A 23,906-nucleotide genomic window follows, 5' to 3' on the forward strand; every position below is an offset into this window, starting at 1 on the left:
GATGCCGCTCGACCTGCAGACCTGGCTCCGCCCCGTCGACGGTGCCTCCACCTCGAACGCCGACCACACGGACCACGCCGACCACACGGACCACGCCGACCACATGGACCACGCCGACCACGCCGAGGGGGTGCTGCTCCCCGGCCTCGCCCGGGGCGACGAGCGGCTGCGCGCCGTGGTGACCGCCGCCGCCTCGTTCGCCGACCGGGCCGGGGCCCGCCCCGACGGGAGTACGGTCTTCGCACCCGATCCGGACGAGGACCGCCGGGGCCGGAGCTCCGCCGTGGACACCTGGCTGCGCCGGGCGGCCGGTGAGCACGGCGGCGCCGCGGCGCTGCTGGACCATCTGGCCGAGACCGGCCGTCCGCTCGGCGACGGGCTGCGCGCGGTGGTGCTGGCCGACCCCGTGAACCTGCCCGACTGGGCCCTCGCCCTGGCCGTCTTCCTGCGGACGCTGCCGCTCGCACCGAGCACCGGGACCAGCGCTCCGGGCGCGCTCGGCGCCGCCTTCGCGGCCGCCGCGGACGCGTTGCTCCCGCACGGGACGGGCGGCATCCTCGGCGTCCCGGTCACCGACCGGGCCCGCGCCGATCTGGCCGGCACCCTGGCCGCCCGCCTCGTCGAGGCCTGCGACCTGGCGCTCTGCCACGAACTGCAGGCCACCACCGGCCGCCCGCGCGCCACCGACTGGGACGCGGCCGGCGGCCTGGACACCTCACAGGAGGGCTGGCTGGCCCGGCTGGAGCGGCTGCCCGCGCTGGCGTACCTGGTCGGCACGGTCTGCCGGCAGTGGCAGCACGTGCAGACCGAGTTGTTCGCCCGGCTGGCGGCGGACCGCGCGCTGCTGGTCGAGCAGATGTGGGAGGGCGAGGACCCGGGCCCGCTGGAGTCGGTGCGCGGCGAGGCGGGCGACCGGCACGCGGGCGGCCGCTCGGTGTCGCTGCTGTACTTCGCGAGCGGCCGGGCGGTGGTCTACAAGCCCAAGGACATGCGGCACGTGGCGGCCTACCTGGACCTGTCACGCCGGCTGAACGAGGAACTCTCGCTGGACCTGCCGCTGCGCACCGTACTGATCCGCAGCGACCGGGGCGACGACGGCCATGCCGCCTCGCTGGCCGCGGACTGCGAGAGCGACTACGGCTGGGAGCAGCTCGTCCCGCACCGCCCCTGCGCCGACGCTGACGGCTTCGCGCGGTTCTACCGGCGGCTCGGGATGACGATGCGTCTGGTCCAGCTGCTGGAAGGCCGCGACCTGTGGGCCGACAACCTGCTCGCCGACGGCGAGTACCCGGCGCTGATCGACCTGGAGTGCCTGCTCTACCCGCGCGTCCAGACCCCGCCGTCGATCAGCGGTGAGCACCACCAGCTGTTGGACGCCCTGGAGTCCACCGTGGTGCGGACCGCGATGGCTTTCCAGCCCTGGACCCCGGCCAAGCACGGCGCGACCCTGGACATCGGCTGCCTGTCCCGGATCGGCAGCCTCGAGATCACCCCGGGGGTCCCCGCCCTGCCGCTGCCGCCGTACCGCCCGGTCCGGGTGGACGAGGCCGGTGCCACGGTCACCGCCGACCCGTGGGAGTACACCGAGGAGCTCACCGAGGGCTACCGCGAGATGCACCGGACGCTGTACCGGCTGCGCGCGGAACTCGCTGATTCCGAGGGGCCGTTGGCGTCCTTCCGGGGCATCTGGGTGCGCTATATCTGGCGGCATACCTGGGACGGGTACAAGATCATCCGTACCTCCACCAGCCCGCTCGCCCTGGACAGCGGCGCCACCCGCGAGACGGTGATCGCCGGTGCGCTGCAGGGTGCCATCGCCGCGCTGGCCGGTGACCCCGGGCGCGGCGACCTGCTGGAGGTGGTGCTCGCCGAGCTGGACTCCTTCCGGCAGCTCGACATCCCGTTCTTCCGCTCGCTGACCACATCCTCCTCCGCCTTCACCGCGGACGGCCGGGAGATCCCGGGTCACTTCCGCAGCAGCGGCTGGCAGCGGCTCCAGGACCGGGTCGCCGAGCTGGCGGACTTCGACCTGGACGCCCACCTCGCCGTGCTCACCGGCTGCGTGGACTCCGCCAGGGCCGGCGCCGAGCAGCCCGTCCCGGCCGCCGCGCGTACCGCCCGGGCCAGGATCCCCGGCAACGGCGAACTGCTGGACCACGCGGTGGCGATCGGCGACCAGCTGCTCGCGGACCGGGTCGGCAACGGCTGGCTCGGCCAGAGCTGGTACCCCGGCAGCAGCCTGCGCCAGGTGGAGGTGCTCGGCCCCGACCTGGTCGGCGGAACGGCCGGTCCGGCCGTCCTGTTCGCCGAACTCTGGGCCGCCACCGGCGAACCGCGCTTCCACCGCGCCGCCCGCCACACCATGACCGCCGCCGCTCGGTTGATCGACCCGGACGCCCCCCGGGCCTTCGCCTTCGCCGCCGACAGCCGGCTGGCGGGCGGCGCGCCCGTACCCGGCGGGTTCGCCGGGCCCGGCGCGCTGATCCACGCCCTGGCCCGGGTCGGCGCCCTGCTCAACGATCCCCAACTGATTGCCTCGGCCCAGGCGTTGGTGGCCGGGTCGGTAGCGGTCGCCACCCCGGAGGCGGCCCGTCCCGGCCGCCCGGTCCGGACGCCCAACCCGGACGTGCCGCTGGGCAGTGCGGGACTGCTGCTCAACCTGTTGCGGCTGCGCCGGGCCACCGGCCCCGGCCACGCGCCGACCGACGACGGCATCCGGGCGCTGGCCGCCGCCGCTCTCGACCAGCTCGCGGCGGAGCCCGACACCGAGGGCGAGGCCGACAACGGCTTCCTCGACCTGGTGCTCTCGGGCCCGGACTCGATCGCCGCCGCCCTGGCCCGGACCGTGGCCGAGGCGCCCGCCCTGCTCGCCGCCCCGGAGGCGGTCCGGGAACGGCTGCGCGGCCACCGCTTCGCCACCGCCACCCGGGCCGGCCGGCTGGCCTGCCTGGACACCGCCGTCGCGCTCGGCGCCGGCATCGTCGACCCGGCCGAACTCGCTGCGCTGACCCCGCCGGTCAGCGCCCGGCAGATCGCTGGACGGTCCACCCGCGACCTGGTCGCCACCGCAGGCGAGGCCCTCGCCGCCGCCGAGGCGGGACTGCTGCACACCGTCCACGAACCGCAGGACTCGCTGCTGCCCGGGCCGTTCTACGACGGCCGGGAGGCCGCCGCCCTGCTGGTCGGCGAGCTGATCGCGCGGCACGGCGCCTCCGGGAGCTGGTACCCCGACCGGGCCGCCGACGACCGGATCAACCTCGGCGCGCTGGACGGCTCGACCGCCGTCGGCCTGCTGCTGCTGCGTCTGCTCGACCCGGCCACCGCCCCGCTCGCCACCCTGCGCTGATCACCGCCCGAGACCCGAAGGACCGCCATGTCCGACACAACCGCGATCGGTTTCAAACACCACTACACCCCGTACGTCGTGGCCGGCGAGGCCGTCTACCTGGTCTCCGAGCGCGGGGTCTCGGTGGTCGACGGCGGCCTCGCCCAGGCCCTGGCACCGCTGCTGGACGGTACCCGTACGGCCGAGCAGATCGGCGAGGCGCTGCGTGACACCGTGCCCGCCGACAAGGTGCGCACCGCCGTCGACCGGCTCCGCGAGCGGGGCTACCTGGCCGGCACAAGCGGGACCGAGGACCCGGCCGCAGCCGCCTGGTTCGAGATGGCCGGACTGGACGGCGCCGCCGCGAGCAGTGCGCTGCGCACCGCCAGGGCCCGGGTCGAGGTCTACGGCGACCTGGACCCGCAGCCCTTCCTGGCCGCCCTGGCCGCGGCCGGGGTAACGGCGGACCCGACGGCCGAGTTCACCGTCGCCCTGACCGAGGACTACCTGCACCCCGGTCTGGCCGAGCGCGACCAGGAGGCGAGGGAGAGCGGGCGGCCCTGGCTGCTGGCCCGGCCGGTCGGCTCGATCGTCTGGGTCGGCCCGGTGTTCGTGCCGGGAGCGGCCGACGAGGCCGGAACCACCGGCTGCTGGGAGTGCCTGGCCCACCGGCTGTCCGCCAACCGCCAGTCGCTCAGCTACCTCCAGCACCGGCTGGGCCAGGACGGCCCGATCTCCACCGCCGGCGCCCAGCTGGCGCCGTCGCTCGGCACCGGCGTCCAGCTCGCGGCCCTGGAGGCCGCCAAGTGGCTGGCCGGGGTGCGCCCGGCCGAGCCGGTCGTGCTCACCCTGGACACCGTGCTGCTCGAGACCGAACGGCACCGCCTGATCCGCCGCCCGCAGTGCCACGCCTGCGGCGACGAGCGGATCATGGCGGAGCGTCAGCTCTCGCCGGTGCGGTTCGAGCGCCGCCCCAAGGCGTACACCGCCGACGGCGGCCACCGCTCCGCCTCGCCGGAGGACATGCTGGACCGGTACAAGCCCCAACTCTCCCCGGTGACCGGCGTGGTGACCTCCCTGGTGCCGGCCGGACGGACCCCCACCGGGCTGCGGGTGTACGTCTCCGGGCAGAACCTCTCCCGGCGCAGCGGTGACCTCCGTCAGCTCAGGACCGGGTTGCGCTCGGTCAGCTGCGGCAAGGGCCGTACCGACGTCCAGGCCAGGGCCAGCGCGCTCGGTGAGGCGATGGAGCGCTACTCCGGCGTCTTCCAGGGCGACGAGGCCCGGCGCACCGCCAGCTTCACCGAGCTGGGCGACGCCGCGATCCACCCGGCCGACACGCTGCTCTACAGCGAGCGCCAGTTCGCCGAGCGGGGCCGCTGGAACGGCAAGCCGTCGATGTTCAACACCATCCCGGAGCGGTTCCGCGAGGACGACCGGATCGAGTGGTCCCCGGCCTGGTCGCTGACCGAGCAGCGCACCCGCTGGCTGCCCACCATGGCGCTGTACTACGGGTACCGGCACCACGACGGGTTCTTCGCGGCCGGTGACTCCAACGGTTGCGCGGCCGGCACCTCCTTCGAGGACGCCACCCTCCAGGGCTTCCTGGAGCTGGTCGAGCGGGATGCCGTCGCGCTCTGGTGGTACAACCGGGTCCAGCGGCCGGCGGTCGACCTGGACGCCTTCGGGGATCCGTACATCGCTCAACTCCGGGAGATCTACCGGGGGCTGAACCGCGAGATCTGGGCGCTCGACCTGACCTCGGACTTCGGCATCCCGGTGGTCGGCGCTTTCTCCCGGCGGACCGACAAGCCGGCCGAGGACGTGCTGATCGCCTTCGGCGCGCACCTGGACCCGCACATCGCGCTCACCCGGGCGCTCACCGAGATGAACCAGTTCCTCGGCCCGGTCGCGGGTGACGCCGAGGGCAACGTGACGTACGCGGGCGCCGACCGTGAGCAGAAGGAGTGGTGGACCACCGCGACCGTGGCCAACCAGCCCTACCTGCTGCCCGATCCGGCCGCACCGGCCGCCGGTCCGTCCCGCTGGGCGACGCTGGCCGGCGACGACCTCGCCGACGACTTGGCGCTGGTCCAACGCCTGGTCGAGGAACGGGGGATGGAGTTCCTGGTGCTCGACCAGACCCGGCCCGACATCGGCCTGCCGGTGGCCAAGGTGATCGTCCCCGGGATGCGGCACTTCTGGGCCAGGTTCGCGCCGGGCCGGCTGTACGACGTGCCGGTGGCGCTGGGCTGGCTGGACGCGCCCACCCCGGAGGAGGAGCTCAACCCGATCCCGATCTTCATCTGACGAAGCGTCGGGCCGCCGCCCCGTCGGCGGCGGCCTGGCCCAGCCCGGAAAGAGGTACCCGATGACCGTGACCGAACAGTTGCCCCCCGACCTCACCGCCGAGGGCGGGACGCCGCGCACGCTGCTGCGGCTGCGCCCGGAGGTGGAGGTCACCGCGCAGGGTGACGATCTGGAGCTCAGCCACCCGTGGGGCCGTCAGCGCGTGCACGCGCTCGGCGCCGAAACCGTCCAGCGGCTCGCCGCACTGACCAGGACCCATCTCGACGTCGACGAACTCGCCGACGGTGGCAGGCTGTTCCACCTGCTGAGCCGGTTCCCCTACCTGGTCACCACGACCATCGCCGACCCGCTCGGCGAGCCGCTGGCGACCGCCGTGCCGATCGCCCGGGCGGCCGGGATGCCGGGGCTGGTCCGCTCGCCCGCGTCCGTGGTGCTGTCCCGGTTCGCCTATCTGCGCCGGCTGCCGGAGGAGCACGCCGGGGCGTGCGTGCTGGAGTCCCCGATGGCACCGTTCCGGCTGACGCTGCACCAGCCGGCGGCGGGGGCGTTCGTCGCCGCGGTGACCGCCTCCCGGTCGGTGGCCGAGGCGGCCCTGCTGGCGGGGATCAGCCAGTCGGCCGGTCGGGCGCTGGCCGGACTGCTGGCGGGGGCCGGGTTCCTGGACGACGGCGCGACCGGCGAGCCGCCGCTCTGGGACTTCCACGACCTGCTGTTCCACGCCCGCAGCCGCCCGGGTCGGCACGACTACCCGAGCGGGGGCGTCTTCGCCCACACCGACATCGCCCAACTGCCCGCGATCCCGGGGGTGGGGGCCCGCGAGGACGGCACCGGGATCGACCTGCCGGTTCCCGACTGGGACGAGGTGGTGGCCAGGGATCCGGCCCTCAGCGAGGTGCTCGAGGGCCGCCGCTCGGTCCGCTCGTACGCCGAAACCCCGGTCACCCTGGCGCAGTTGGGGGAGTTGCTGTACCGGGTGGCCCGGGTCCGCCGGATCGTGCCGGGCGACCCGTCCGATCCGCACGGCTACGACATCGTGGACCGGCCCTACCCGGCCGGTGGCGCGACCGGCGAACTCGAGGTCTACCTCTCGGTGGTGCGCTGCGACGGCCTGGTGCCGGGCGTCTACCGCTACGACGCGGCGGCCCACCGGCTGCGGCCCCGCCCGTTCGCCGGGGCCGCCGACGAGGCGGCGTTCCGCGAGCTGATGACGGCGGCCTGGCGGGCCACCGGCTGCGCGGTCGACCCGCAGGTGCTGCTGACCGTCACCTCACGGTTCGGGCGGCTGTCCTGGAAGTACAGCCAGATCGCGTACGCGCTGACGCTCAAGCACGTCGGCGTCGTCTACCAGACGCTGTACCTGGTGGCGACGGCGATGGGTCTCGCGCCATGCGGGCTCGGTTCGGGCGACACCGACGCGGCGGCGCGGGCGCTGGGCCTGGACTGGACGGCGGAGTCCTCGGTCGGGGAGTTCCTGATCGGCAGCCGTCCGGCGGACGTGCCGCGCACCGCGCACGGCTTCAACGACATCGTGGCGTCCACGCGCGCGAGTTGAGCCTTGTCGCCAAGGCTGTGTCGGGTGGCCCGAAAGGCGGAGCCGCACGTCAGCAGAGCCCGATCCCGACTGCCCTACCCGGACATGCCGGTGCCCCGCCGTGGAGTGGCGGGGCACCGGCATGTCCGTGGCCGGCTCAGAGCCAGCCCTGCTCGCGGGCGATCCGGATCGCGTCGCAGCGGTTGCGTCCGTGCGTCTTGGCGATCGCGGCGGAGACGTAGTTGCGCACCGTGCCGGGCGAGAGCGAGAGCGCGGCCGCCACCTCGTTGATGGTGGCCCCCTCGGCCACGTGGCCGAGCACGGTGAGCTCGCGCGGTGTGAGCGGCATCGCGGCGGGCCGCACCACGTCGGCCACCAGCCGGGGGTCGTACACCCTTCCGCCCCGGGCGAGTTCGCGGACCGCCGAGATCAGCGCACCCGGGGGTACGTCCTTCAGCAGCACCCCGGCGACGCCGTCGGCGACCGCGCGCTGGAGGTCGGTGGAGCGCGGCACCGCGATCAGCAGGAGCACGGCGGTGGCCGGTGCGTGGTCGCGGATCAGGGCGGCGGTGGCGGGTCCGCCGGGGCCGGGCAGGTCGGGGTCGAGGACGGCGACGGTCGGCCTGGTCCTGGCGGCCTCGGCGGCGGCCTCCTCGGCGGTGGTCGACTCGGCGACGACGGCGAGGTCGGCCTCCCGGTCGAGCAGGGCGCCGAGCCCCGAACGGAACAGGTGGTGTCCGTCGGCGAGCAGGACGCTCACGGTGGGGGTCCCGGCGGTGGCCGGGGTCGAACGGTACGGGGGGTGGTCCAGGAGGGTGATCATCCGGCTACCTCGGTGGCGTTGAAGTGTCGGGCGAACAAGGGGAACAGCCGAACAGGCGTGCGGTCAGGCGGACGGCCGGGTGGGCCGGTGGGCTCAGCCCCAGCCCCAGGTGTCCTGCGGGCCGGTGGGCAGCGGGGTGGGCAGGGTGGTCGCGGCGGGAGCGGGCGGCGGGGTGGGCAGTCCGGCCGTGACGTGGTCGACCGTGGTCAGGTCGCCGGGGGCGCCGTCGGCCGTCAGGACGACGGACGTCGGGGCCGGGCCGGCCAGCTGGGCGGTGACGGCGGTACCGGTCAGGACGCTGAAACCCAGGGCGACAATCGTGATAAAACGGACCTTCTGCGTCATGGGGGTGCCCGATCCTCTCGCGTTTCGACTGAACCCCGGGCTGCTTCCGGAGATCAAGGTGCGCGGCCGGCGGTCCGTACCGGGCCCCTGAGGGGCTGCTGTCCCGGTGTTCCGGTCCGTCGTTCTTGCCGACACCATGAGATTGGCCGCTCGGGGTGGTCCGTGTCAGCACTCGGAGCTGGCACCAGAGTGCCGTGACACCCTGAGGCCAGCTCCGGTCACTTGGTGCCAGGGGGCCGAAACGGCGCTGACCTGCTCGAACGCCGGTCAGGGATGGCTGGGCAGCTCGTGCAGACCCAGTGCGAGCCGGGAGTCGGCCTCGCAGTGCAGAAGGTGCCACCCGCTGAGTACGCCGCCGGCGCTGGTCAGTTGGTGCCAGGCGTCGCGCAGCCTGTCCTCGGCGTCCAGCAGGTTGCCCGCCGCCACGAACACCACCGCGTCCAGCTCCTGCGGCGTCACCCGGATCCGCGCGTGGCTGAGCCGGGCCGACCCCCGGAGCCCGCGCTCCAGGCCGTCCCGCACGACCGGTGCCACCGGAGGGCCGGCCGGTCGGCCGCCGGGCGTCTCCAGGTGGGCGCGAATCGCATACACATCTGCAAGCGTGAGGCACCGATCGCTGACCGACCGGCAGTTTGCGGTGGCATCTCTTCGCCTGGCAGCAACATGTCGCGGGTCCCGGTCGCGGGTCGGCGGATTCCGTTGTCGGCGCCCGGTCCGGTGTCCACTCCTTCACGGTTCGTCCATCGGACCACCGCGATTGTCCGTAAGACTGTTCTATGTTCCGGGTCGTGACGGTACGCTGACCGCCAGTCAGGTGTCGGCCTGCAGGACGACCGGTTCGATATCCGGTCCACGGGGAGGGTGTGATGTGTTCCGCACTTCTGGTGACGGGGCGTTGACCGAGTCCCAGCCGATGGGTCTCGACCCGTTCGGCGAAGCGGTGTACCGGACGATGCTGCTCCACCCCGAGCTGGACACCCAGGGCATCGCCGACCGGCTGGAGGCCCGCGAGCCCGAGGTCAGGGCGGCGCTCGACCACCTCGCGGACCTGGCACTCACCAGGCCCACCGGTGCCGAGGACCGCTGGCGTGCCGTCAACCCCGAACTCGGGCTGGCCACCCTGCTCGCCCGGCAGGAGGCCGAGGCGGCCCGCCGCCAGCAGGAGATCGAGCGCAGCCGGGCCGCGATGGCAGGGCTGATCGCCGAGTACGCGAGCGTCCGGGCGCCCAGCACCCAGTCGGGGGTCGAACTGATCGCGGACCTCGGCGAGGTCCGCGGCCGGCTGATCCAACTCGCATCCGACGCCGCCGTGGAGGTGCTGGCACTCGCTCCCGGCGGCCCGCAGCCGGCCCCGGTGATGGAGGCCAGCCGCGCGCTGGACCAGGAGACCCTGGAACGCGGCGTCCGGATGCGCACCATCTACCAGGACAGCGTCCGCAACGACCCCGCCACCGTGCAGTACGCCCGTTGGCTGCATGGCCTCGGCGGAGCCGTCCGTACGACACCCACGCTGCCGCTGCGGATGATCCTGGTGGACAACGCCACCGCGATCGTGCCGATCGACCCCGAGGACCCGCGCAAGGGCGCCGTGCTGCTGCACAGCCCCGGCGTGATCGCCGCGCTGCGGGCCCTGTTCGAGCAACTCTGGGACCAGGCAAGGACCTTGGGCGAGACGGTCCAGCGCGACCCGCACGGCCTCACCGCACAGGAACGGGAGCTGCTCCGGCTGCTCGCCGAGGGGCTCACGGACGAGCGGGCCGGTCAGCGGCTCGGCGTCTCGCTGCGTACCGTCCGCCGGATGATGGCCGACCTGATGGTCCGGGTGGATGCCCGCAGCCGCTTCCAGGCCGGCATCCAGGTCGCCGCCCTCGGCTGGCTCGGCGAGACCACTTCGCGCTGAGCGCACTCCGCTCCGCTCACACCCCGGACGATTCCGCTTGCCTGCGGTGGGGCGACTGAGCACGATGGGGCCGGTGCGGGCGGCGAGACGCCCGTGGTCCTGAGGGGGAGACGGGGATGTCGGACGACGAGAGCGGCAGAGTCGAGCGGGTCGAACAGCGCGTCACCTGGGCGGAGTTGTTCTTCGACCTGGTCTGGGTCTTCGCCATCACCCAGATCTCGGTGGCGCTGGCCCACGCACACTCGCTGCTGGACGTGGCGACCGCGGTGATGCTGTTCCTACCGCTCTGGATGGGCTGGGTCGGGGCGGCGCTGCTCGGCAACGCGACCGGTGAGAGCCTCGACGGCGTGCAGGGCCGGCTGCTGGTGTTCGCGCTGGCCGCCTGCGGGCTGGGGATGAGCGTGGCGGTCCCGGACGCGCTGGGGAGCCGGGGCGTGCTGTTCGGGGTCTGTTACGTGCTGATGCGGCTGATCCTGTGGCAGCGGATGCGGCGCTGGCCGGCCTTCGGCGGCCTGCGGGTCGAACCCTTCTCGGTGAGCCTGCTGGTGAGCGGCCCGCTGTTCCTGGCCGGTGCCTTCCTGGACAGCGGGCCGCGTGAGGTCCTCTGGGCGACCGGCGCGGTGATCGAGGTGCTGGGTACGGCGCTGCTGGGCAAGCGGCTGGACCGGGCCAGGTTCGAGACCTCCCATCTCCCGGAGCGCTTCGGCCTGTTCGTCATCATGGCGCTCGGCGAGACGGTGATCGCCTCCGGCGGACACGTCTCGGACGGTCATCTCGGTACGGTCCAACTGGTCACGCTGGGCCTGGCGTTCGTCCTGATCGTGCAGCTCTGGTGGGCCTACTTCCACTACAGTGCCCCGGCGGCCCGGCACAGTCTGGACATCGATCCGGTGCAGGCCAGGATCGTCCGGGACGTGTTCAGCTACGCGCACCTGGCGTACGCGGTGGCCATCATCCTGATGGCGGTCGGTCTTGAGGAACTGCTCGTCTCGCCGCTCCAACGCCCGCACGAGTTGCCGCAGTTCATGCTGGCTCCGGGGGCGGCGCTCTACCTGGCCGGCTTCTGCTACGCCCGCTGGCGGATGTTCGGCGCGGCGGCGGTCCCCCGTACGGCGGGTGTGCTGGCCTGTCTGGCGGTGGCGTCGGCCGCCTCGGCCGTGCCGCTGGTGGTCACGGCGGTGCTGGTGGTGCTGGTGCTCGGCGCGGTCAACGGCGCGGAGGCCTTCATCACCGAGACCGGCCGCCCGCTGCCGCTGCTCCGCGTCCCGGGGCGGCAGCGTGTCCAGGAAAGGCCCTAGCCTCCGCCGAGCAGCGCCTCACCGAGCGGGGTGTGCAGGTAGACGACGGTGCGGCCGGTCCGGTGCGAGACGGCGAGGCCGGCCGCCCGGAGTGCGGTGAGGTGGTGCGAGACGGTGGGGGCCGGCATGCCGGTGCGGGCGGCGAGTTCGGTGGTGGAGGCGGGGTAGCCGAGCTCGGCGAGCAGGCCGGCCCGGGAGCGGCCGAGCAGGGCGGCCAGCGCGTCGGGGGCCCGGTCGCGGGGGCTCTCCCAGAGCGCGGCGATGCCCCGCGGCGGGTAGACCAGGCCGGGCTGCCGGGGCGGGGTGCTCTGGGAGAACACCCCGGGCCAGACGAAGACGGTGGGACCAGGACCAGCCCTCGGCCGCCGTTCAGGGTGCGGGTGGCCTCGTAGTCCCGGTGCCTGACCCGGAGGGTGTCGTCGGACCAGCTGACCTGGGGGTGCAGCGCCTCGAACAGCTCGGCGGCGCCGCCGCGGGCGATCGACCGGGCCCGGTACAGGACTTCGCCCTCGACCAGGCGCTGGATCCGGGTCCAGTACGGCTGGATGGCGACCTGCCAGTAGGCGCGGATCTGGTCGGCGAGGCGGACCAGCCCGTCGGCGGGGTCTTGGTACAGCTCGGCCACGGGGGCGGCCAGTGGGCCGGTGAGCAGCTCCAGGTCGGCCCGGACGGTCTCCGGCGAGGTGGCCGTGAGGGCGGCCAACTCGTCCTCCAGGACAGGGGACTCCGTCTGCGGGACGGGCGTGAGGAAGCTCGGGACGTACAGGGTGGGGATCGGCACCAGGGCGAACAGCAGCGAGAGGTCCACCGCCGGGAGGGCGGCCCGGGTGTCCCGGGCCCAGCCGAGGTGCAGAGGTTTGCCGCCCGGGTCCTTGAGGGCCTCGATGCTGGCGACCACCTCCCAGAGCGGGGAGTGGCCGAACCGGGTTCTGGCCAGGTGCTGGGCGGAGAACCGCAGGGTGAGCACGGTCCGCCTCCGGACGATTCGAGCAGGATGAAATCTGTGGGCGGCCCGGGGATGCGCTGGCAGGGTCGGTCCCGCGACCGGCACGTATTCCAGCAGACCGGTCCGCGTCCTGGATGAGGGGGCCGTCGGCCATGCGTACCTTGCGGAGATTCGGCCTGCCCCGGGTGGCGGGGAACGGCGGGCTGGTCGGGGCCAGCATGATCGACAGCCTGGGCAGCGGGCTGGTGCTCGCGTTCGTGCTGGTCTACTTCGCCCGCACCACCGAGCTCTCGCTGCCGCTGATCGGCGGAGCACTCACGCCGGCCCGGTTGCTCGCGGTGCCGACGGCGGTGACGGTCGGTCCACTGATCGACCGTTGGGGCGCCCGCAGGCTGGCGCTGACGGGCAATCTGATCTCTGCGGTCGGGTACGCGGGGTTCCTGGTCAGTCATCAGGTCTGGCAGATCGTGGCGACCGCCTGGCTGGTCCAGGTCGGGGCGGTGACGTACTGGACGTCGAGCACCGGTCTGGTGGTGCTGGCGGCGGGCGGTGCGGAGCGTCCTCGCTGGTTCGCCATGATCCACATGCTGCGCAACGTCGGCCTCGGGCTCGGCGGCGCCCTCGGCGCCTTCCTGGTCGGCCTCGGCGGCACCGCCGGGCTGCGCGGGGTGGTGGCGGCCAACGCGGTCAGCTATCTGGTCGCCGTCCTGCTGCTGTGGCGCTGGCGGCCGACGGGCCTGCCGGTTCCGGCCGCCGCCAGGGCCGGAGGCGGCTACCGGACGGTGCTGCGGGACCGGCGCTACCTGCTGCTGGTGGCGATCAACGTCTGCTTCGTCTTCGGCGCGCTGGTCCTCAGCCTGCTGGTGGCCGGCTACATCACCGAGGGTCTGCACCGGGAGGCCTGGATCGCGGGGGCGCTGCTGGTGCTGAACGGTTCAGGTCACGCTCACCCAGACCGTGGTGAGCAGGTGGCTGGAGCGGTTCCGGCCGACCCGGGTGATCGCCGCCGCCTGCGGGATCAACGCGCTCGCCTTCGGTCTCTTCGCCGTCCTGGCCCACGCGCCGGGCTGGGCGGTGCCGGCCGGGCTCTTCCTGGGCATGCTGCTCTACACCTTGGCGGAGACCGCCGCGACACCGTTCTCCGAGGAGCTCAGCGTCTCGCTCGCTCCCGAGCAGCTGCGCGGCCGCTACCTGGCGGTCCACCAGCTCTCCTGGACCTTCGGCCAGACGGTGGCGCCCGGCCTGCTGACCCTGATGCTCGCCGGTGGCCCGAGCCGGCCGTGGCTGTTCCTGATCGGCCTCAGTCTGGCCGCGGTGCCCGCCCTCCTGCTGCTGGAACGGCTGACGGCCGCGAGGCCGGTGGCCGCCGAGCTGGCGGCGGCGGCCTGACCAGCACGACGGGCCCGGTACGGACGATCCGTACCGGGTCCGCTGCATGGTCGTCAGGTCGTCAGGCCGGGATCAGCTCCGGCTCCTGCTCAGGCACCTCCGCCTCGACGGCCGACTGCGGGGCCCGTCGGGGCAGGGCGAAGACCAGCGCGAAGACCAGCAGCAGCCCGCCGCTCACCCACCACAGCGCGTGCTGGAAGGCGTTCACGAAGACCGGACCCATCGCCTGGACGGTCGGGTCGGCCGCGTCGACCACGGTGAAGAACGCCACTGAGGAGAGCCCGAGGCCCAGCGCGACGCCCAGCTGCTGGGTGGTGTTGATCAGTCCGGAGGCCGAACCGGAGTGCTCGCGCGGCACCTCGGAGAGCACCAGGTCGGTCAGCGGGGCGACGATCAGGCCCATCCCCAGGCCCATCACCACCAGCGGCAGCGCCATCTGCCAGGACTCGATGCCCATTCCGTACCGGGCCGCCTCGGCCAGGTAGACCAGCGTCCCGGCCGCCATCACCAGCGCCCCCGCCTGCAGCACCCGCCGTCCGAACCGGGGCACCAGCACCTGCACCGACAGCCCCGCCGCCACCGCCACCGCGAGCGAGAACGGCACCCCGGTCAGCCCGGCCCGCAGTGCGCTCCAGCCGAGGCCGAGCTGCATGTAGAGGGTCCACACCATGAAGAAGATGCCGGAGGCGATCCCGAAGCTCAGCTGCACCCCGATGCCCGCCGCGAAGCTCTTCACCCGGAACAGTGCCAGCTCCACCAGTGGCGAACCGTCCCGCCGGGTCTTGGCCTTCTCGTACGCCACGAACAGCGCCAGCACCGGCAGGCTGAGCCCCATCGAGACGAAGCCCCAGGCCGGCCAGCCCGACTCGCGGCCCTGGGTGAGCGGGTAGAGCAGCATCAGCAGGCCGGCGCCGGCCAGCAGCATCCCGACCAGGTCCAGCCGGAGCGCCTGCGGGGCCCGCGACTCACCGACGTACTTGACGCCCATCAGCAGTCCGGCGATCCCGATCGGCAGGTTGACCAGGAAGATCGGCCGCCAGCCCAGGCCGAACAGGTCCCACTCCGTCAGCAGCGCGCCCAGCAGCGGCCCGAGCACCGCCCCGAGCCCGACCATGGCGCCGAACATCCCGAACACCTTTCCGCGCTCGTGCGCCGGGAACGTCACATGGATGATCGACAGCACCTGGGGCACCATCAGCGAGGCCGTCGCCCCCTGCAGCACCCGGGCACCGACCAGCAGCTCCGGGCTGCCGGCCAGCCCGCAGAGCGCGGATGCCAGCGTGAATCCGGCGATCCCGATCAGGAAGAGCCGCTTGCGGCCGTAGATGTCACCGAGCCGCCCGCCGGTGATCAGACCGATCGCGAACGCCAGCGCGTACCCGGCGGTGATCCACTGCAGCGTGCTGTACGTCGCGCCCAGGTCCTGCTGGATGCTCGGCATGGCGATGTTGACGATGGTGACGTCGACCAGGTCCATCAGACTGGCCGTCATCACCACGGCGAGCGCCAGCCAGCGGCGGCGGTCCGGGAGGTCGGTGGCGGATGACATACGGGGTACTCCTTCGGCTGGGAACGGACCGAAGGTAGCGGGCAACTAGGTCAGATCCTGACCGCTTGGTACGCCATGCTGAACCGCATGACCGACACCCCGGCGCGGCTGCTCACCCTGCTCTCCCTCCTCCAGACCCCCCGCGAGTGGCCCGGTAGCGAACTGGCCGACCGCCTGCGGGTCAGCCCGCGCACCATCCGCCGGGACATCGAGCGGCTGCGCGACCTCGGCTACCCCGTGGAGGCGAGCAAGGGTGCGATCGGCGGCTACCGGCTGGTGGCCGGTGCCGCGATGCCGCCGCTGCTGCTGGACGACGAGGAGGCGGTGGCGATCGCGGTCGGCCTGCGGGCCGCCGCCGGTCAGGCGGTCGAGGGGATCGAGGAGGCCTCGGTGCGGGCGCTGGCCAAGCTGGTCCAGGTGCTGCCCGCCCGGCTGCGTCACCGGGTCGGCTCGCTCAACGCCGCCACGGTCCCGCTGGCCGGCGGCGGCCCCCGGGTCGACCCCGAGGTGCTCACCGCGCTGGCCTCGGCCGCCGCCGGACGGGAGCAGCTCCGGTTCCGGTACCGAGCCGGCGACGGCGCCGAGACCAGGCGCCTGGTCGAACCGCACCGCCTGGTGGCCACCGGCCGCCGCTGGTACCTGGTCGCCTTCGACAACGAACGCGACGACTGGCGGATCTTCCGGGTGGACCGGGTCCGTGAACCCCGGCCGACCGGGATCCGCACCGTGCCCCGCGAGCTCCCGGCCGAGGACGCCGGCGCCTACGTCGCCGCACGGCTCACCAACCGGGCCCGCAGCTACACAGCCGTGGCCACCCTGCACGCCCCGCTCCACCGGCTCCAGGACCGCCTGGGCCACCCCGGCGACGAGGTCGAAGCCCTCGACCCCGCCCGGACCCGCCTCCGCACCCGGGCCGACTCCCTCGAGTGGTTGGCGCTCCGGCTCGCCGCCCTCGGCTGCGAGTTCGAGGTCCACGAACCCGCCGAACTCCGCACCCACCTGGGCGACCTGGCCGCCCGTGCCCTTCGTGCTGCTGGTCAAGGCCGCACCGGCGCGTAGCGGGCCGGGCTACTTGCCGAGCGCGGCGACCCCCGCCTGGGCGTACTTCTCGTCGAGGTCACCGCTCGGTGCGCCCGCCACCCCGATCCCCGCGATCGGCGCCCCCTGGACGGCGACCGGAGCGCCCCCGCCGAGGAAGAGCGTGCCGGGGATGTCCTTCAGGTTCGGCGCCTGGGCGAGCCGCTTGACCAGCTCGGAGGTCGGCGCGTTCCAGGACACGGCGGTGAACGCCTTCCGCTCCGCCGACTCGTACGACTGCGGCCCGGCGCCGTCGCCGCGCAGGGTGACCACGGTGTGCCCGTTCCGGTCCACCACCGCGACGGTGACCCGCTGGTTCTCCTGCTCGGCGGCGGCCAGTGCGGCCTGGGCGGCCTTGGTGGCGGCGGCGATGCTCAGGTGGGTGCTGGTCACGGTCTCGGGCTTCTTCACCTCGGCGGCCGGCCTGGCCACCGCGCTCCTAGGGGCGGCCGAGGCCGAGAGCGCGCCGAACGTGCCCGCCCCGACCGCCGCCAGGGCCACCGCGCCGGTCAGCACCCGGGTCCGAACGCTCATCTTCTGCATGGGAGTTGCTCCTCGTCGGATCGCCTTCGGAAGCCTGCGGCTCCCGCTCTGCTTCGATCCTCACCCGGCCGCACCGTCGAACCCGTCGACGCGACAGCCGACCCCGGTGTCAACCGATCGGCTGATGCGGCACCACCCACCGGCGAGGGTGCGCACCCGCGCCGCCGTCGTCGGATACTGCTAGAGGACCCCGGGGCAAGCCGGGGCCCCGCATCGGCAGGGAGGGACGTCATGCCCCAGAATCCCCAGAACTCCATCAACGGCCAGAACCCCGAGAACCCCGAATTTCCCGAGGACTTCGACGACTTCGAGGAGGAGTCGGCGCCGGCCGGGCAGGACGCGGTGGACGACGATGAACGGGTGGTCGCCGAGCACCTGGGCGACGACCTCGAGCAGCTGAGGGAGCGGCGTTCGCTCGGTGCGGACGTGGCGGACGACGCGGATGCGGCCGAGCAGGTCCGGGTGGTGGAGCTCGACGAGGACGAGTACCGCTGACGGGATAAAAGCTTAGAATCCTGGCATAACTGCCTGGCGTTCGGACCGCCGCGCACACCGGTGGGGCGGTCGGTCGCCGAACGGAGGTCGATGATGACCACGCGATCCACGGGCAAGATGACCAAGCTCCGTCGGGGTACCCAGGAGCTGCTGCAACGTCGCGGCATGCTGGCCGATCCAGGACCGCAGCCGCCGGTGGTCGGCGGACACCGCGCGGTGGGCGCCGACTCCGGATCCCGGCGCGGTGACGCCACCTTCGCCCACGGCGGCCGCCGCTCGTTCACGGTCCCGGCGATGCTGGGCGGCCCGGCCCACCACGCCGAGCTGCCGGGTCACCGGCACCGGGGCGCGGAGAAGCACTCCGCCCACTGAGTCGAGTCCCGTTGGAACGGAGCGGGGCGGGCGTCCGGACGATCCGGGCGCCCGCCCCGCTCCGTTCCCGGGTGCGGGAGAGTGGGGCGACACGTCGTCTGCCTGAGGAGAGCGCATGTCCGAGGAGAGCACCACCCTGCAGCCCCGTGACCAGTGGCTGGCCTCGCTGCCCCGGGTGTACGCGGCGGCCGGGTGCCTGATCCGCGACCCGGCGGGCCGGGTGCTGATCGTGAAGGCGGGTTACCGGGCCGACTGGCAGTTCGTCGGCGGCACGGTGGACCGGGGTGAGGACGCCGCGCAGTGCGCGAGCCGGGAGCTGACCGAGGAGACCGGCCTGACCGGGCAGGCCGGACCGCTGCTCGCGGTGGCGTGGACCCACCCGACCGAGGGCCTGGACCACCCGGCCGTGCACTTCCTCTTCGACTTCGGCACCATCCCAGCCGACAGCCCGATCACACTCCCGGCGGGCGAGCTCGACCACTACCGCTGGGTCACCGTCGAGGAGGCGTACGGCCTGCTCGGCCCGACCCGGTCGCCCCGGCTGGCGGCCGGCCTGGCCGCCCTGGCGGACGGCCGGACCAGGATGCTCACCACGCCCGCCGGGGGTTTCTGAGTCAGCTCTTGCGCCAGACGTACGCGGCGGAGACCGGGATGCCCCGGAACCGGGACCACTTGGGCTTCAGCGCGATCCACTCGTCACCGACCAGGCCCTCCCGCATCTCGGTGAGCTGCCAGCCCTCGGCCAGGGCGGCCGTCAGGTGGTCGCTGACCAGGTGCAGGTGGGTGTCGATGGCGACGTCCTCGCCGCCGTCGGTGGTGAAGTGGGTGGGCATCCCGGCGGCCATGATGAACTGCGGGTGCAGCCCGACCAGTACGCACAGCCCGCCGGGGGCGGCCAGCCGGAAGGCCTCGCGGTAGAACGGGGTGAGGTCCGCCAGGTGCTCGTCCACCAGGGACGAGATCACCAGCCCGTACCCGCCGTCGGGCAGCCCGGTGGCGGCCAGGTCGGCTTCCAGCAGGGTGTCGTGGGCGCCCTTGGCGGCCGCCAGGGCGAGCATCTCGGGGGTGAGGTCGACGCCGTCCACCGCGGCGACACCCCGGGCGCGGAGCCACTCGCCGGTCCGTCCCGTGCCGCAGCCGAGGTCGGCCGCCCGCCCGACGGACGCCCAGTCCGGCACCGTCAGCCGGGCCAGCACCGCGAGGTCCATCAGGTCCTCGACGGTCTGCTCGTAGCTGCCTACCCACTGCCCGTATCCCGTCCGGACGTCCACCATCGGATAGCCGCGGGAGTCGAAGTCTGCGAAGTGCGCCATGGTCAGCAGTGTTCCTGCCGGGCGGGCGGGTCGCCAGCGGTTAAATCATGCCCTCTCACCCAGATGACGGGCCGTCAGTCGCTCTCGAACAGCCAGAGCCCGCGGCCGAGCGAGTCCACGCAGCTCACCCGCCGGAAGCGGTCGTCCCCGGCGGCCAGGAAGCCCTGGGCGACGCCGGTCAGCACCTCCCGCGCCACCGGGTCGGACCGGCTCCAGGCGCCGGTCAGCAGTAGGGTCCCGTCGACCAGTTCGGCCCGCTGGATCCGCGCGACGGCGGCGGTCAGCAGTACGGCGTTGACCTCGTCGAGCTCGCCGGAGGAGAGGTAGGTCTCGGTCGGCGGCCCTCCGTCGGCCGGAACGGCCGCGGCCAGGCGGCGGCGGAGCTCGGGCAGCGCGTAGCGCCGGACGGCGGAGACCGAGTCCTCGACCGCGACCAGCCAGCGCGGGCCGGGGGACACCTCCCAGCAGATCTCGCCGTCCACCGGCATCAGGGTGCCGATCCGGGCGTGCCAGAGCTCGGTGCCGGTGGGCGCGTTCGGATCGGGGCGTTCGCCGGGGCCCGGCCAGTCGGCCCTGGCGGTCAGGCTGAGCGTGATGGTGTACCGCAGCGCGTGCTCGTCCCTGCTGAGCGGCTGGACACCCAGCAGGGCCCAGTGGTCCGGGGCGGGCAGGCTGAACGAGCCCCGCTGGTCGGTCAGCCCCAGCGCCCGCAGGGCGGGAGCGAAGTGCTCGCGCATCCCTTCGGCGAAGAGCTTCTGAGCAGCGGTCATCGCGGGTCCTCACGTGGTGGGTGGCGGCGGAGCACGTCGCCGGGAGGGCGTTCCGCTTCGTGTACCACCAAGTTATGTCTGCGCCAGAGCTACCCGCTGCGGACGAAGGGCCGGAGTGAGGGGGTCTTTGGGCCTGCCCGCGGATGCCGCATGATGTGGCGGTGCACAGTCCCGAACCCCCGGCCCCCGACCTCGCCGAAGCCGTCCGCGCGGCGCAGTCCGGCGACGAGGACGCTTTCCGGCTGCTCTTCCGGACCGTCCAGCCCGGTCTGCTGCGCTATCTGCGGGTCCTGCTCGGCGGCGGCGCCGAGGACGCCGAGGACATAGCCTCCGAGGCCTGGCTGCAGATCGCCCGCGACCTGGGTGGCTTCCAGGGGGACGCGGACGGCTTCCGGGGCTGGGCCGCCACCATCGCGCGGAACCGGGCGATGGACCACCTCCGCCGGGTCCGCCGCCGTCCGGTCGCCGACCTGCCGGTCGAGTACCTGGCCGAACTGGCGGCGGTCGAGGACACGGCGGGGAGCGCGGTGTCCCTGGTCTCCACCGCCGACGCGCTCGCGCTGATCTCCCGGCTCCCGCCCGACCAGGCCGAGGCGGTGCTGCTCCGGGTGGTGGTCGGGTTGGACGCCGAGGGGGCGGCCCAGGTGCTCGGCAAGCGGTCGGGATCGGTCCGGATGGCCTCGCACCGGGGGCTTCGGCGGCTGGCCAAGCTGCTGGAGCAGAGCGGTGGCCGGTCGGCCGGCATCCCCGCGCGGCAGCTGCCCGCGGGCGAAGGAAAGAATTCTCCGCAGGGTGTGACAGCAGGCCGGTCCGCGACGCTGAAGGACATGAGATGAGCACCAACCGATCCCGGCGGATCGACCGGGCCACCGCCGAGCAGCTGCTCGCCGGGGCCCCGGGCGACCCGTCGGCCGGTCAGGATCGACTCGCCGGCCGTACGGTTTCCCCGGACCACGCGGCCCTCGCCGGGCTGATCGCCGCCGCCGCTGCCCCCGAAGTCGGCGACGGCGACCTGCCCGGCGAGCAGGCGGCCCTGGCCGCGTTCCGGGCGGCGCGGGATCAGCCGGCCGCGGCACCCCGGCGCCGGAGCACGGTGGCGGTCGCACTCTCCGTACGGGCCCGGGCCTTCAGCGCCAAGGCACTGCTCGCCGCTGGCGTGGCCACCGCCCTCGGCGGGGTCGCGGTCGCGGCGACCACCGGCGGCCTGGTCCACCTGCCGAGCGCTCTCGGCGGTTCCGAACCCGAAGTGCAGGTCAGCGCGCTGCCGAGCGCGACCGCGCCCTGGTCAGGGGCCCCGTCCGGGCAGGCCTTCGACCGACCCTCCGGCAGCCCCTCGGCCACGGCCAGGTCCGCCCGGCCGGAGCCGAGCCGCAGCAGCCCGACCGGGCCGGCGTCACCGAGTGCCACCGCGCCCGGCGCGGTTCCCGGCACCCCGGTGCCCCAGCCCCGGCTGGAGGAGCTCTGCCGGACCTTCACCGACCGGCTGCAGGCCGGTGACCGGGCCAAGGCACTGGCCGGCGAACCGGTCTTCGCCCCGCTGGTCGATGCGGCGGGCGACCCCGGGAAGGTCCAGGAGTACTGCGTCCGGCTGGTCGGCCCGGTGACCCCCGGCGGCAAGCCCTCGCCCAGCCGCAGCACCAAGGCCGAGCCGTCGGACGGCCACCCGAGCCGGTCCGGTTCGTCCGGGGCCGGCGAGGGCTGACCCGGGCTCCGGCCGGACGGCGACTGACCACCTCCCGCCGATCCACCGGCCGTCCGGGCCACCGCCCGGGCAGCCCGGCCGTCCGGGAGCAGCCGCTATCGTGCTCAGAGCGCGAGGCGACCCGAGGGCCTCCGACCGAGTGGGGAAGGAGCTGGTGGCGGTGATCGGACGTGCGCTGAACGGGCGTTACGAGCTGGGGGAGATACTCGGCGTCGGCGGCATGGCCACCGTCTACCGGGGCCACGACCGCCAGTTGGGCCGCCCGGTCGCGGTCAAGGTGCTGAACGGCGGTCTGGCGGACGATCCCCGGTTCGCCGAGCGCTTCGGCCAGGAGGCCCAGCACGCCGCCCGGCTGCACCACCCGCGGATCGTCACCGTCTTCGACTCGGGCGTGGACCAGGGCTCGCCGTACATCGTGATGGAGCTGGTGGACGGTCGGCCGCTGAGCCAACTCATCGCCGACACCACCTGGTTGCCGGTCGAGCGGGCGGTCGGGATCGCGGCCGCGGTCTGCGAGGCGCTCGAAGTCGCGCACGCCGCCGGGCTGGTGCACCGGGACATCAAGCCGGGCAACATCATGATCACCCACGACGGCGGCGTGAAGGTGGTGGACTTCGGCATCGCCAGGGCGAGTTCCTCCGGGGCTCAGCTGACCCAGACCGCCGCCGTGCTCGGTACGGCCGGCTACCTCTCGCCCGAGCAGGCCACCGCGAGCCCGCTGGACGGCCGTTCCGACCTGTACGCCGTCGGCTGCGTGCTGACCGAAATGCTCACCGGGGAGCCGCCGTTCACCGCGGACACGTCGGTCGCCGTCGCGTTCCGGCACGTCACCGAACAGCCCGCACCGCCGTCCTACCGGCGGCCCGGACTCCCGCCCGCGCTGGACGCCACCGTGTTCCGGCTGCTCGCCAAGAACCCGGCCGACCGCCCGGCCGGCGCAGCTGAGGCCCGGGCCGAACTGCTCGCCGCCGTACCGGTGTTCACCCCCGCCGACCGGACCAGCGAGCTGCTCGCCGCGACCCGGGCGATGCCGCCGGTGACCGCGTCGTACCAGGACCAGCAGCGCACATCCTTCCTTCCCCCGGTGCCATACCCGACCGCTCCTGAACCCGCTCGCAGCCGGCGCCCGCTGGCCTACGCGGGAGCGGGGGTGGTGGCCGTCGCGGGCGCCGTCGTGATCGGCCTGCTCACGCTCGGCCCCGACGCCAACTCCGCCAAGGCGGCCCCGCCCCCGAGCGCCCCCGCGTCGCCGTCGGCCTCGCCGTCCCCGAGCCCCTCGCCCTCCCCGAAGCAGTCCCCGTCCGGCAAGCCCACCCCCAGCGCCAAGCCGGGCCCGGCCGCCGTCGTGACCGCCCTCCGAGCCGCCGTCGCCCAGGCCGACCCCGGCAAGGAACGCGAGCGCTTCCGCGACCTGCTCGAAGAACTCGACCAGGCCGCCCAGGCCGTGACCGACCAGGATTCGGAGAGCGCCCAGAGCTCCCTCCGCAACGCCCAACGCCTGGTCCGCGACCTGGCCAAGAAGCACGCCATCGACAACGCCACCAGCCAGGCCTGGCAGGCCAAGCTCGGCCTCCTGCTCGCCGCCGTCGACTAGGGTTCAGCGTTCGCCGCCGGTGTTCCGCTCGACGAAGCGGCCACGGAGCCGCCGGGTGATCGAGGTTGCGCCGGCCGTCAGGAAGACCAGCGTGTAGAGGATCTGCAGCATCACCACCAGCCGGGCCTCCTGCCCGGCCGGGGCGATGTCGCCGTAGCCCACCGTCGACATCGTGATGACCGTGAAGTACAGGGCGTCGATCCTGGTCCGCAGCCCGTTGAACTGGCCCGGTGACCTGGCCAGGGCGTAGTAGGTGGAGGCGAAGACGACCAGCGTCAGACAGATCAGCAGCACGATCATCAGCGTCGGCCGCCCCGGCAGGCCGAGCAGCTCCCGCCGGATCTCCCGCAGCAGCAGCACGGCCAGCACCGCCAGCGCGACCCCGAAACTGATCCAGCCGAACACCGGATGCTCCGGGCCGAAGCGGTCGATCGGGGCGGTGAAGTACAGCATCAGCAGCGCCACGGGGCCGCCGACCAGAAGCGGCAGCCCGAAACGGTCGCGAACGGTCGTCTTCGGCACTCCTCGGTCCTCTCCCGAACGGTCGGCCACCGGTCAGACCTCGGCGCTGTCGGTCATCCGGCACCTCCGGACCATCGGGCAGCGCGTACCCATGGGGCGGTG

At 73.7% G+C, this 23,906-nt stretch carries 22 protein-coding genes and 1 pseudogene; 14 read left to right on the plus strand and 9 right to left on the minus strand.

All coding sequences use genetic code 11. The features are described from left to right. The first annotated feature begins 1 nt into the window (after position 1). From lanM to ACKUU6_RS17880, 3 genes are all read left to right on the plus strand, one after another. A complete protein-coding gene (gene lanM, locus ACKUU6_RS17870; protein ID WP_407989572.1) occupies positions 2-3,346 on the plus strand; it encodes a type 2 lanthipeptide synthetase LanM in 3,345 nt (1,114 codons plus the stop codon). Between the two features lie 27 nt (positions 3,347-3,373). Then, positions 3,374-5,635 carry a TOMM precursor leader peptide-binding protein gene (locus ACKUU6_RS17875; RefSeq protein ID WP_407989573.1) on the plus strand — a complete coding sequence of 754 codons (2,262 nt, stop codon included), beginning with the start codon at positions 3,374-3,376 and terminating at the stop codon, positions 5,633-5,635. A 61-nt stretch (positions 5,636-5,696) separates the two neighbouring features. Further along, entirely contained in the window at positions 5,697-7,187 is a 1,491-nt protein-coding gene (locus ACKUU6_RS17880) for a SagB family peptide dehydrogenase (RefSeq protein ID WP_407989574.1), read from the plus strand. A 136-nt stretch (positions 7,188-7,323) separates the two neighbouring features. Here the strand turns inward: ACKUU6_RS17880 and ACKUU6_RS17885 are convergent, their stop codons facing one another. From ACKUU6_RS17885 to ACKUU6_RS17895, 3 genes are all read right to left on the minus strand, one after another. Next, positions 7,324-7,989 (minus strand): response regulator, encoded by a 666-nt coding sequence (locus ACKUU6_RS17885; protein ID WP_407989575.1) that lies wholly within the window; start codon positions 7,987-7,989, stop codon positions 7,324-7,326. Between the two features lie 93 nt (positions 7,990-8,082). Beyond that, positions 8,083-8,334 carry a hypothetical protein gene (locus ACKUU6_RS17890; RefSeq protein ID WP_407989576.1) on the minus strand — a complete coding sequence of 84 codons (252 nt, stop codon included), beginning with the start codon at positions 8,332-8,334 and terminating at the stop codon, positions 8,083-8,085. Positions 8,335-8,601: 267 nt separating this feature from the next. Continuing rightward, the gene (locus ACKUU6_RS17895) at positions 8,602-8,925 is read right to left on the minus strand and encodes a hypothetical protein (RefSeq protein ID WP_407989577.1); all 324 of its coding nucleotides are present in this window, start codon (positions 8,923-8,925) and stop codon (positions 8,602-8,604) included. 277 nt (positions 8,926-9,202) lie between these two features. Between ACKUU6_RS17895 and ACKUU6_RS17900 the strand changes: the two genes are divergently transcribed. Both ACKUU6_RS17900 and ACKUU6_RS17905 read left to right on the plus strand, forming a co-directional pair. After that, on the plus strand, positions 9,203-10,234 hold the full coding sequence (locus ACKUU6_RS17900; RefSeq protein WP_407989578.1) for a LuxR C-terminal-related transcriptional regulator: 1,032 nt from the start codon (positions 9,203-9,205) through the stop codon (positions 10,232-10,234). 116 nt (positions 10,235-10,350) lie between these two features. Beyond that, positions 10,351-11,532 carry a low temperature requirement protein A gene (locus ACKUU6_RS17905; RefSeq protein ID WP_407989579.1) on the plus strand — a complete coding sequence of 394 codons (1,182 nt, stop codon included), beginning with the start codon at positions 10,351-10,353 and terminating at the stop codon, positions 11,530-11,532. Here the strand turns inward: ACKUU6_RS17905 and ACKUU6_RS17910 are convergent. Next, positions 11,529-11,852, minus strand: a complete 324-nt coding sequence (locus ACKUU6_RS17910; protein ID WP_407989580.1) for an ArsR/SmtB family transcription factor — start codon at positions 11,850-11,852, stop codon at positions 11,529-11,531. The genes ACKUU6_RS17905 and ACKUU6_RS17910 overlap by 4 nt on opposite strands. A gap of 844 nt (positions 11,853-12,696) precedes the next feature. Here ACKUU6_RS17910 and ACKUU6_RS17915 point away from each other — a divergent pair. Together ACKUU6_RS17915 and ACKUU6_RS17920 are read left to right on the plus strand one after the other, a co-directional pair. Beyond that, positions 12,697-13,344: pseudogene (locus ACKUU6_RS17915) on the plus strand (MFS transporter); the annotation flags it as partial. Between the two features lie 94 nt (positions 13,345-13,438). Then, positions 13,439-13,867 carry an MFS transporter gene (locus tag ACKUU6_RS17920; RefSeq protein WP_407989581.1) on the plus strand — a complete coding sequence of 143 codons (429 nt, stop codon included), beginning with the start codon at positions 13,439-13,441 and terminating at the stop codon, positions 13,865-13,867. Between the two features lie 61 nt (positions 13,868-13,928). Here the strand turns inward: ACKUU6_RS17920 and ACKUU6_RS17925 are convergent, their stop codons facing one another. Beyond that, complete coding sequence (locus tag ACKUU6_RS17925; protein WP_407989582.1) at positions 13,929-15,416, minus strand: MFS transporter; 1,488 nt, start codon at positions 15,414-15,416, stop codon at positions 13,929-13,931. 87 nt (positions 15,417-15,503) lie between these two features. On the opposite strand from ACKUU6_RS17925, the gene ACKUU6_RS17930 reads away from it, so the two are divergent. Further along, entirely contained in the window at positions 15,504-16,475 is a 972-nt protein-coding gene (locus tag ACKUU6_RS17930) for a helix-turn-helix transcriptional regulator (protein ID WP_407989583.1), read from the plus strand. Between the two features lie 9 nt (positions 16,476-16,484). Here ACKUU6_RS17930 and ACKUU6_RS17935 read toward each other — a convergent pair whose 3' ends face one another. Continuing rightward, positions 16,485-17,036, minus strand: coding sequence for a GlcG/HbpS family heme-binding protein (locus tag ACKUU6_RS17935; RefSeq protein ID WP_407989584.1), 552 nt, complete (start codon positions 17,034-17,036; stop codon positions 16,485-16,487). Positions 17,037-17,267: 231 nt separating this feature from the next. Between ACKUU6_RS17935 and ACKUU6_RS17940 the strand changes: the two genes are divergently transcribed. The 3 genes from ACKUU6_RS17940 to ACKUU6_RS17950 all read left to right on the plus strand — a co-directional run bounded on the left by ACKUU6_RS17940 (position 17,268) and on the right by ACKUU6_RS17950 (position 18,516). Further along, positions 17,268-17,531, plus strand: coding sequence for a hypothetical protein (locus ACKUU6_RS17940; RefSeq protein ID WP_407989585.1), 264 nt, complete (start codon positions 17,268-17,270; stop codon positions 17,529-17,531). 93 nt (positions 17,532-17,624) lie between these two features. Further along, positions 17,625-17,903, plus strand: a complete 279-nt coding sequence (locus tag ACKUU6_RS17945; RefSeq protein ID WP_407989586.1) for a hypothetical protein — start codon at positions 17,625-17,627, stop codon at positions 17,901-17,903. A 115-nt stretch (positions 17,904-18,018) separates the two neighbouring features. Continuing rightward, positions 18,019-18,516 carry an NUDIX domain-containing protein gene (locus ACKUU6_RS17950; RefSeq protein ID WP_407989587.1) on the plus strand — a complete coding sequence of 166 codons (498 nt, stop codon included), beginning with the start codon at positions 18,019-18,021 and terminating at the stop codon, positions 18,514-18,516. A gap of 1 nt (position 18,517) precedes the next feature. Here ACKUU6_RS17950 and ACKUU6_RS17955 read toward each other — a convergent pair whose 3' ends face one another. Both ACKUU6_RS17955 and ACKUU6_RS17960 read right to left on the minus strand, forming a co-directional pair. Continuing rightward, the gene (locus ACKUU6_RS17955; RefSeq protein WP_407989588.1) at positions 18,518-19,216 is read right to left on the minus strand and encodes a class I SAM-dependent DNA methyltransferase; all 699 of its coding nucleotides are present in this window, start codon (positions 19,214-19,216) and stop codon (positions 18,518-18,520) included. Between the two features lie 74 nt (positions 19,217-19,290). After that, positions 19,291-19,986, minus strand: coding sequence for a hypothetical protein (locus ACKUU6_RS17960; protein ID WP_407989589.1), 696 nt, complete (start codon positions 19,984-19,986; stop codon positions 19,291-19,293). Between the two features lie 143 nt (positions 19,987-20,129). Between ACKUU6_RS17960 and ACKUU6_RS17965 the strand changes: the two genes are divergently transcribed. The 3 genes from ACKUU6_RS17965 (at position 20,130) to ACKUU6_RS17975 (ending at position 23,282) form a co-directional block, all read left to right on the plus strand. Then, a complete protein-coding gene (locus ACKUU6_RS17965) occupies positions 20,130-20,822 on the plus strand; it encodes an RNA polymerase sigma factor (RefSeq protein ID WP_407989590.1) in 693 nt (230 codons plus the stop codon). Next, positions 20,819-21,688, plus strand: a complete 870-nt coding sequence (locus ACKUU6_RS17970; protein ID WP_407989591.1) for a hypothetical protein — start codon at positions 20,819-20,821, stop codon at positions 21,686-21,688. The genes ACKUU6_RS17965 and ACKUU6_RS17970 overlap by 4 nt, the downstream gene beginning before the upstream one ends. Before the next feature lie 160 nt (positions 21,689-21,848). Beyond that, complete coding sequence (locus ACKUU6_RS17975) at positions 21,849-23,282, plus strand: protein kinase domain-containing protein (RefSeq protein WP_407989592.1); 1,434 nt, start codon at positions 21,849-21,851, stop codon at positions 23,280-23,282. 3 nt (positions 23,283-23,285) lie between these two features. Here the strand turns inward: ACKUU6_RS17975 and ACKUU6_RS17980 are convergent, their stop codons facing one another. Next, positions 23,286-23,804: a potassium channel family protein gene (locus tag ACKUU6_RS17980; protein ID WP_407989593.1), complete on the minus strand. Its 519-nt coding sequence runs from the start codon at positions 23,802-23,804 to the stop codon at positions 23,286-23,288. Positions 23,805-23,906: the final 102 nt, after the last annotated feature.

This window comes from Kitasatospora sp. CMC57, assembly GCF_045866025.2.
Classification (GTDB): Bacteria; Actinomycetota; Actinomycetes; order Streptomycetales; family Streptomycetaceae; genus Kitasatospora.

Bases quoted from the DNA above. Each gene is read 5' to 3' on its own strand.
- ACKUU6_RS17880 (WP_407989574.1), top strand. From the start codon at position 5,697: ATGACCGTGACCGAACAGTTGCCCCCCGACCTCACCGCCGAGGGCGGG.
- ACKUU6_RS17970 (WP_407989591.1), top strand. From the start codon at position 20,819: ATGAGCACCAACCGATCCCGGCGGATCGACCGGGCCACCGCCGAGCAG.
- ACKUU6_RS17925 (WP_407989582.1), bottom strand. From the start codon at position 15,416: ATGTCATCCGCCACCGACCTCCCGGACCGCCGCCGCTGGCTGGCGCTC.
- ACKUU6_RS17935 (WP_407989584.1), bottom strand. From the start codon at position 17,036: ATGCAGAAGATGAGCGTTCGGACCCGGGTGCTGACCGGCGCGGTGGCC.
- ACKUU6_RS17930 (WP_407989583.1), top strand. From the start codon at position 15,504: ATGACCGACACCCCGGCGCGGCTGCTCACCCTGCTCTCCCTCCTCCAG.
- ACKUU6_RS17945 (WP_407989586.1), top strand. From the start codon at position 17,625: ATGACCACGCGATCCACGGGCAAGATGACCAAGCTCCGTCGGGGTACC.
- ACKUU6_RS17905 (WP_407989579.1), top strand. From the start codon at position 10,351: ATGTCGGACGACGAGAGCGGCAGAGTCGAGCGGGTCGAACAGCGCGTC.
- lanM (WP_407989572.1), top strand. From the start codon at position 2: ATGCCGCTCGACCTGCAGACCTGGCTCCGCCCCGTCGACGGTGCCTCC.
- ACKUU6_RS17965 (WP_407989590.1), top strand. From the start codon at position 20,130: ATGCCGCATGATGTGGCGGTGCACAGTCCCGAACCCCCGGCCCCCGAC.
- ACKUU6_RS17875 (WP_407989573.1), top strand. From the start codon at position 3,374: ATGTCCGACACAACCGCGATCGGTTTCAAACACCACTACACCCCGTAC.
- ACKUU6_RS17890 (WP_407989576.1), bottom strand. From the start codon at position 8,334: ATGACGCAGAAGGTCCGTTTTATCACGATTGTCGCCCTGGGTTTCAGC.
- ACKUU6_RS17940 (WP_407989585.1), top strand. From the start codon at position 17,268: ATGCCCCAGAATCCCCAGAACTCCATCAACGGCCAGAACCCCGAGAAC.
- ACKUU6_RS17885 (WP_407989575.1), bottom strand. From the start codon at position 7,989: ATGATCACCCTCCTGGACCACCCCCCGTACCGTTCGACCCCGGCCACC.
- ACKUU6_RS17960 (WP_407989589.1), bottom strand. From the start codon at position 19,986: ATGACCGCTGCTCAGAAGCTCTTCGCCGAAGGGATGCGCGAGCACTTC.
- ACKUU6_RS17950 (WP_407989587.1), top strand. From the start codon at position 18,019: ATGTCCGAGGAGAGCACCACCCTGCAGCCCCGTGACCAGTGGCTGGCC.
- ACKUU6_RS17955 (WP_407989588.1), bottom strand. From the start codon at position 19,216: ATGGCGCACTTCGCAGACTTCGACTCCCGCGGCTATCCGATGGTGGAC.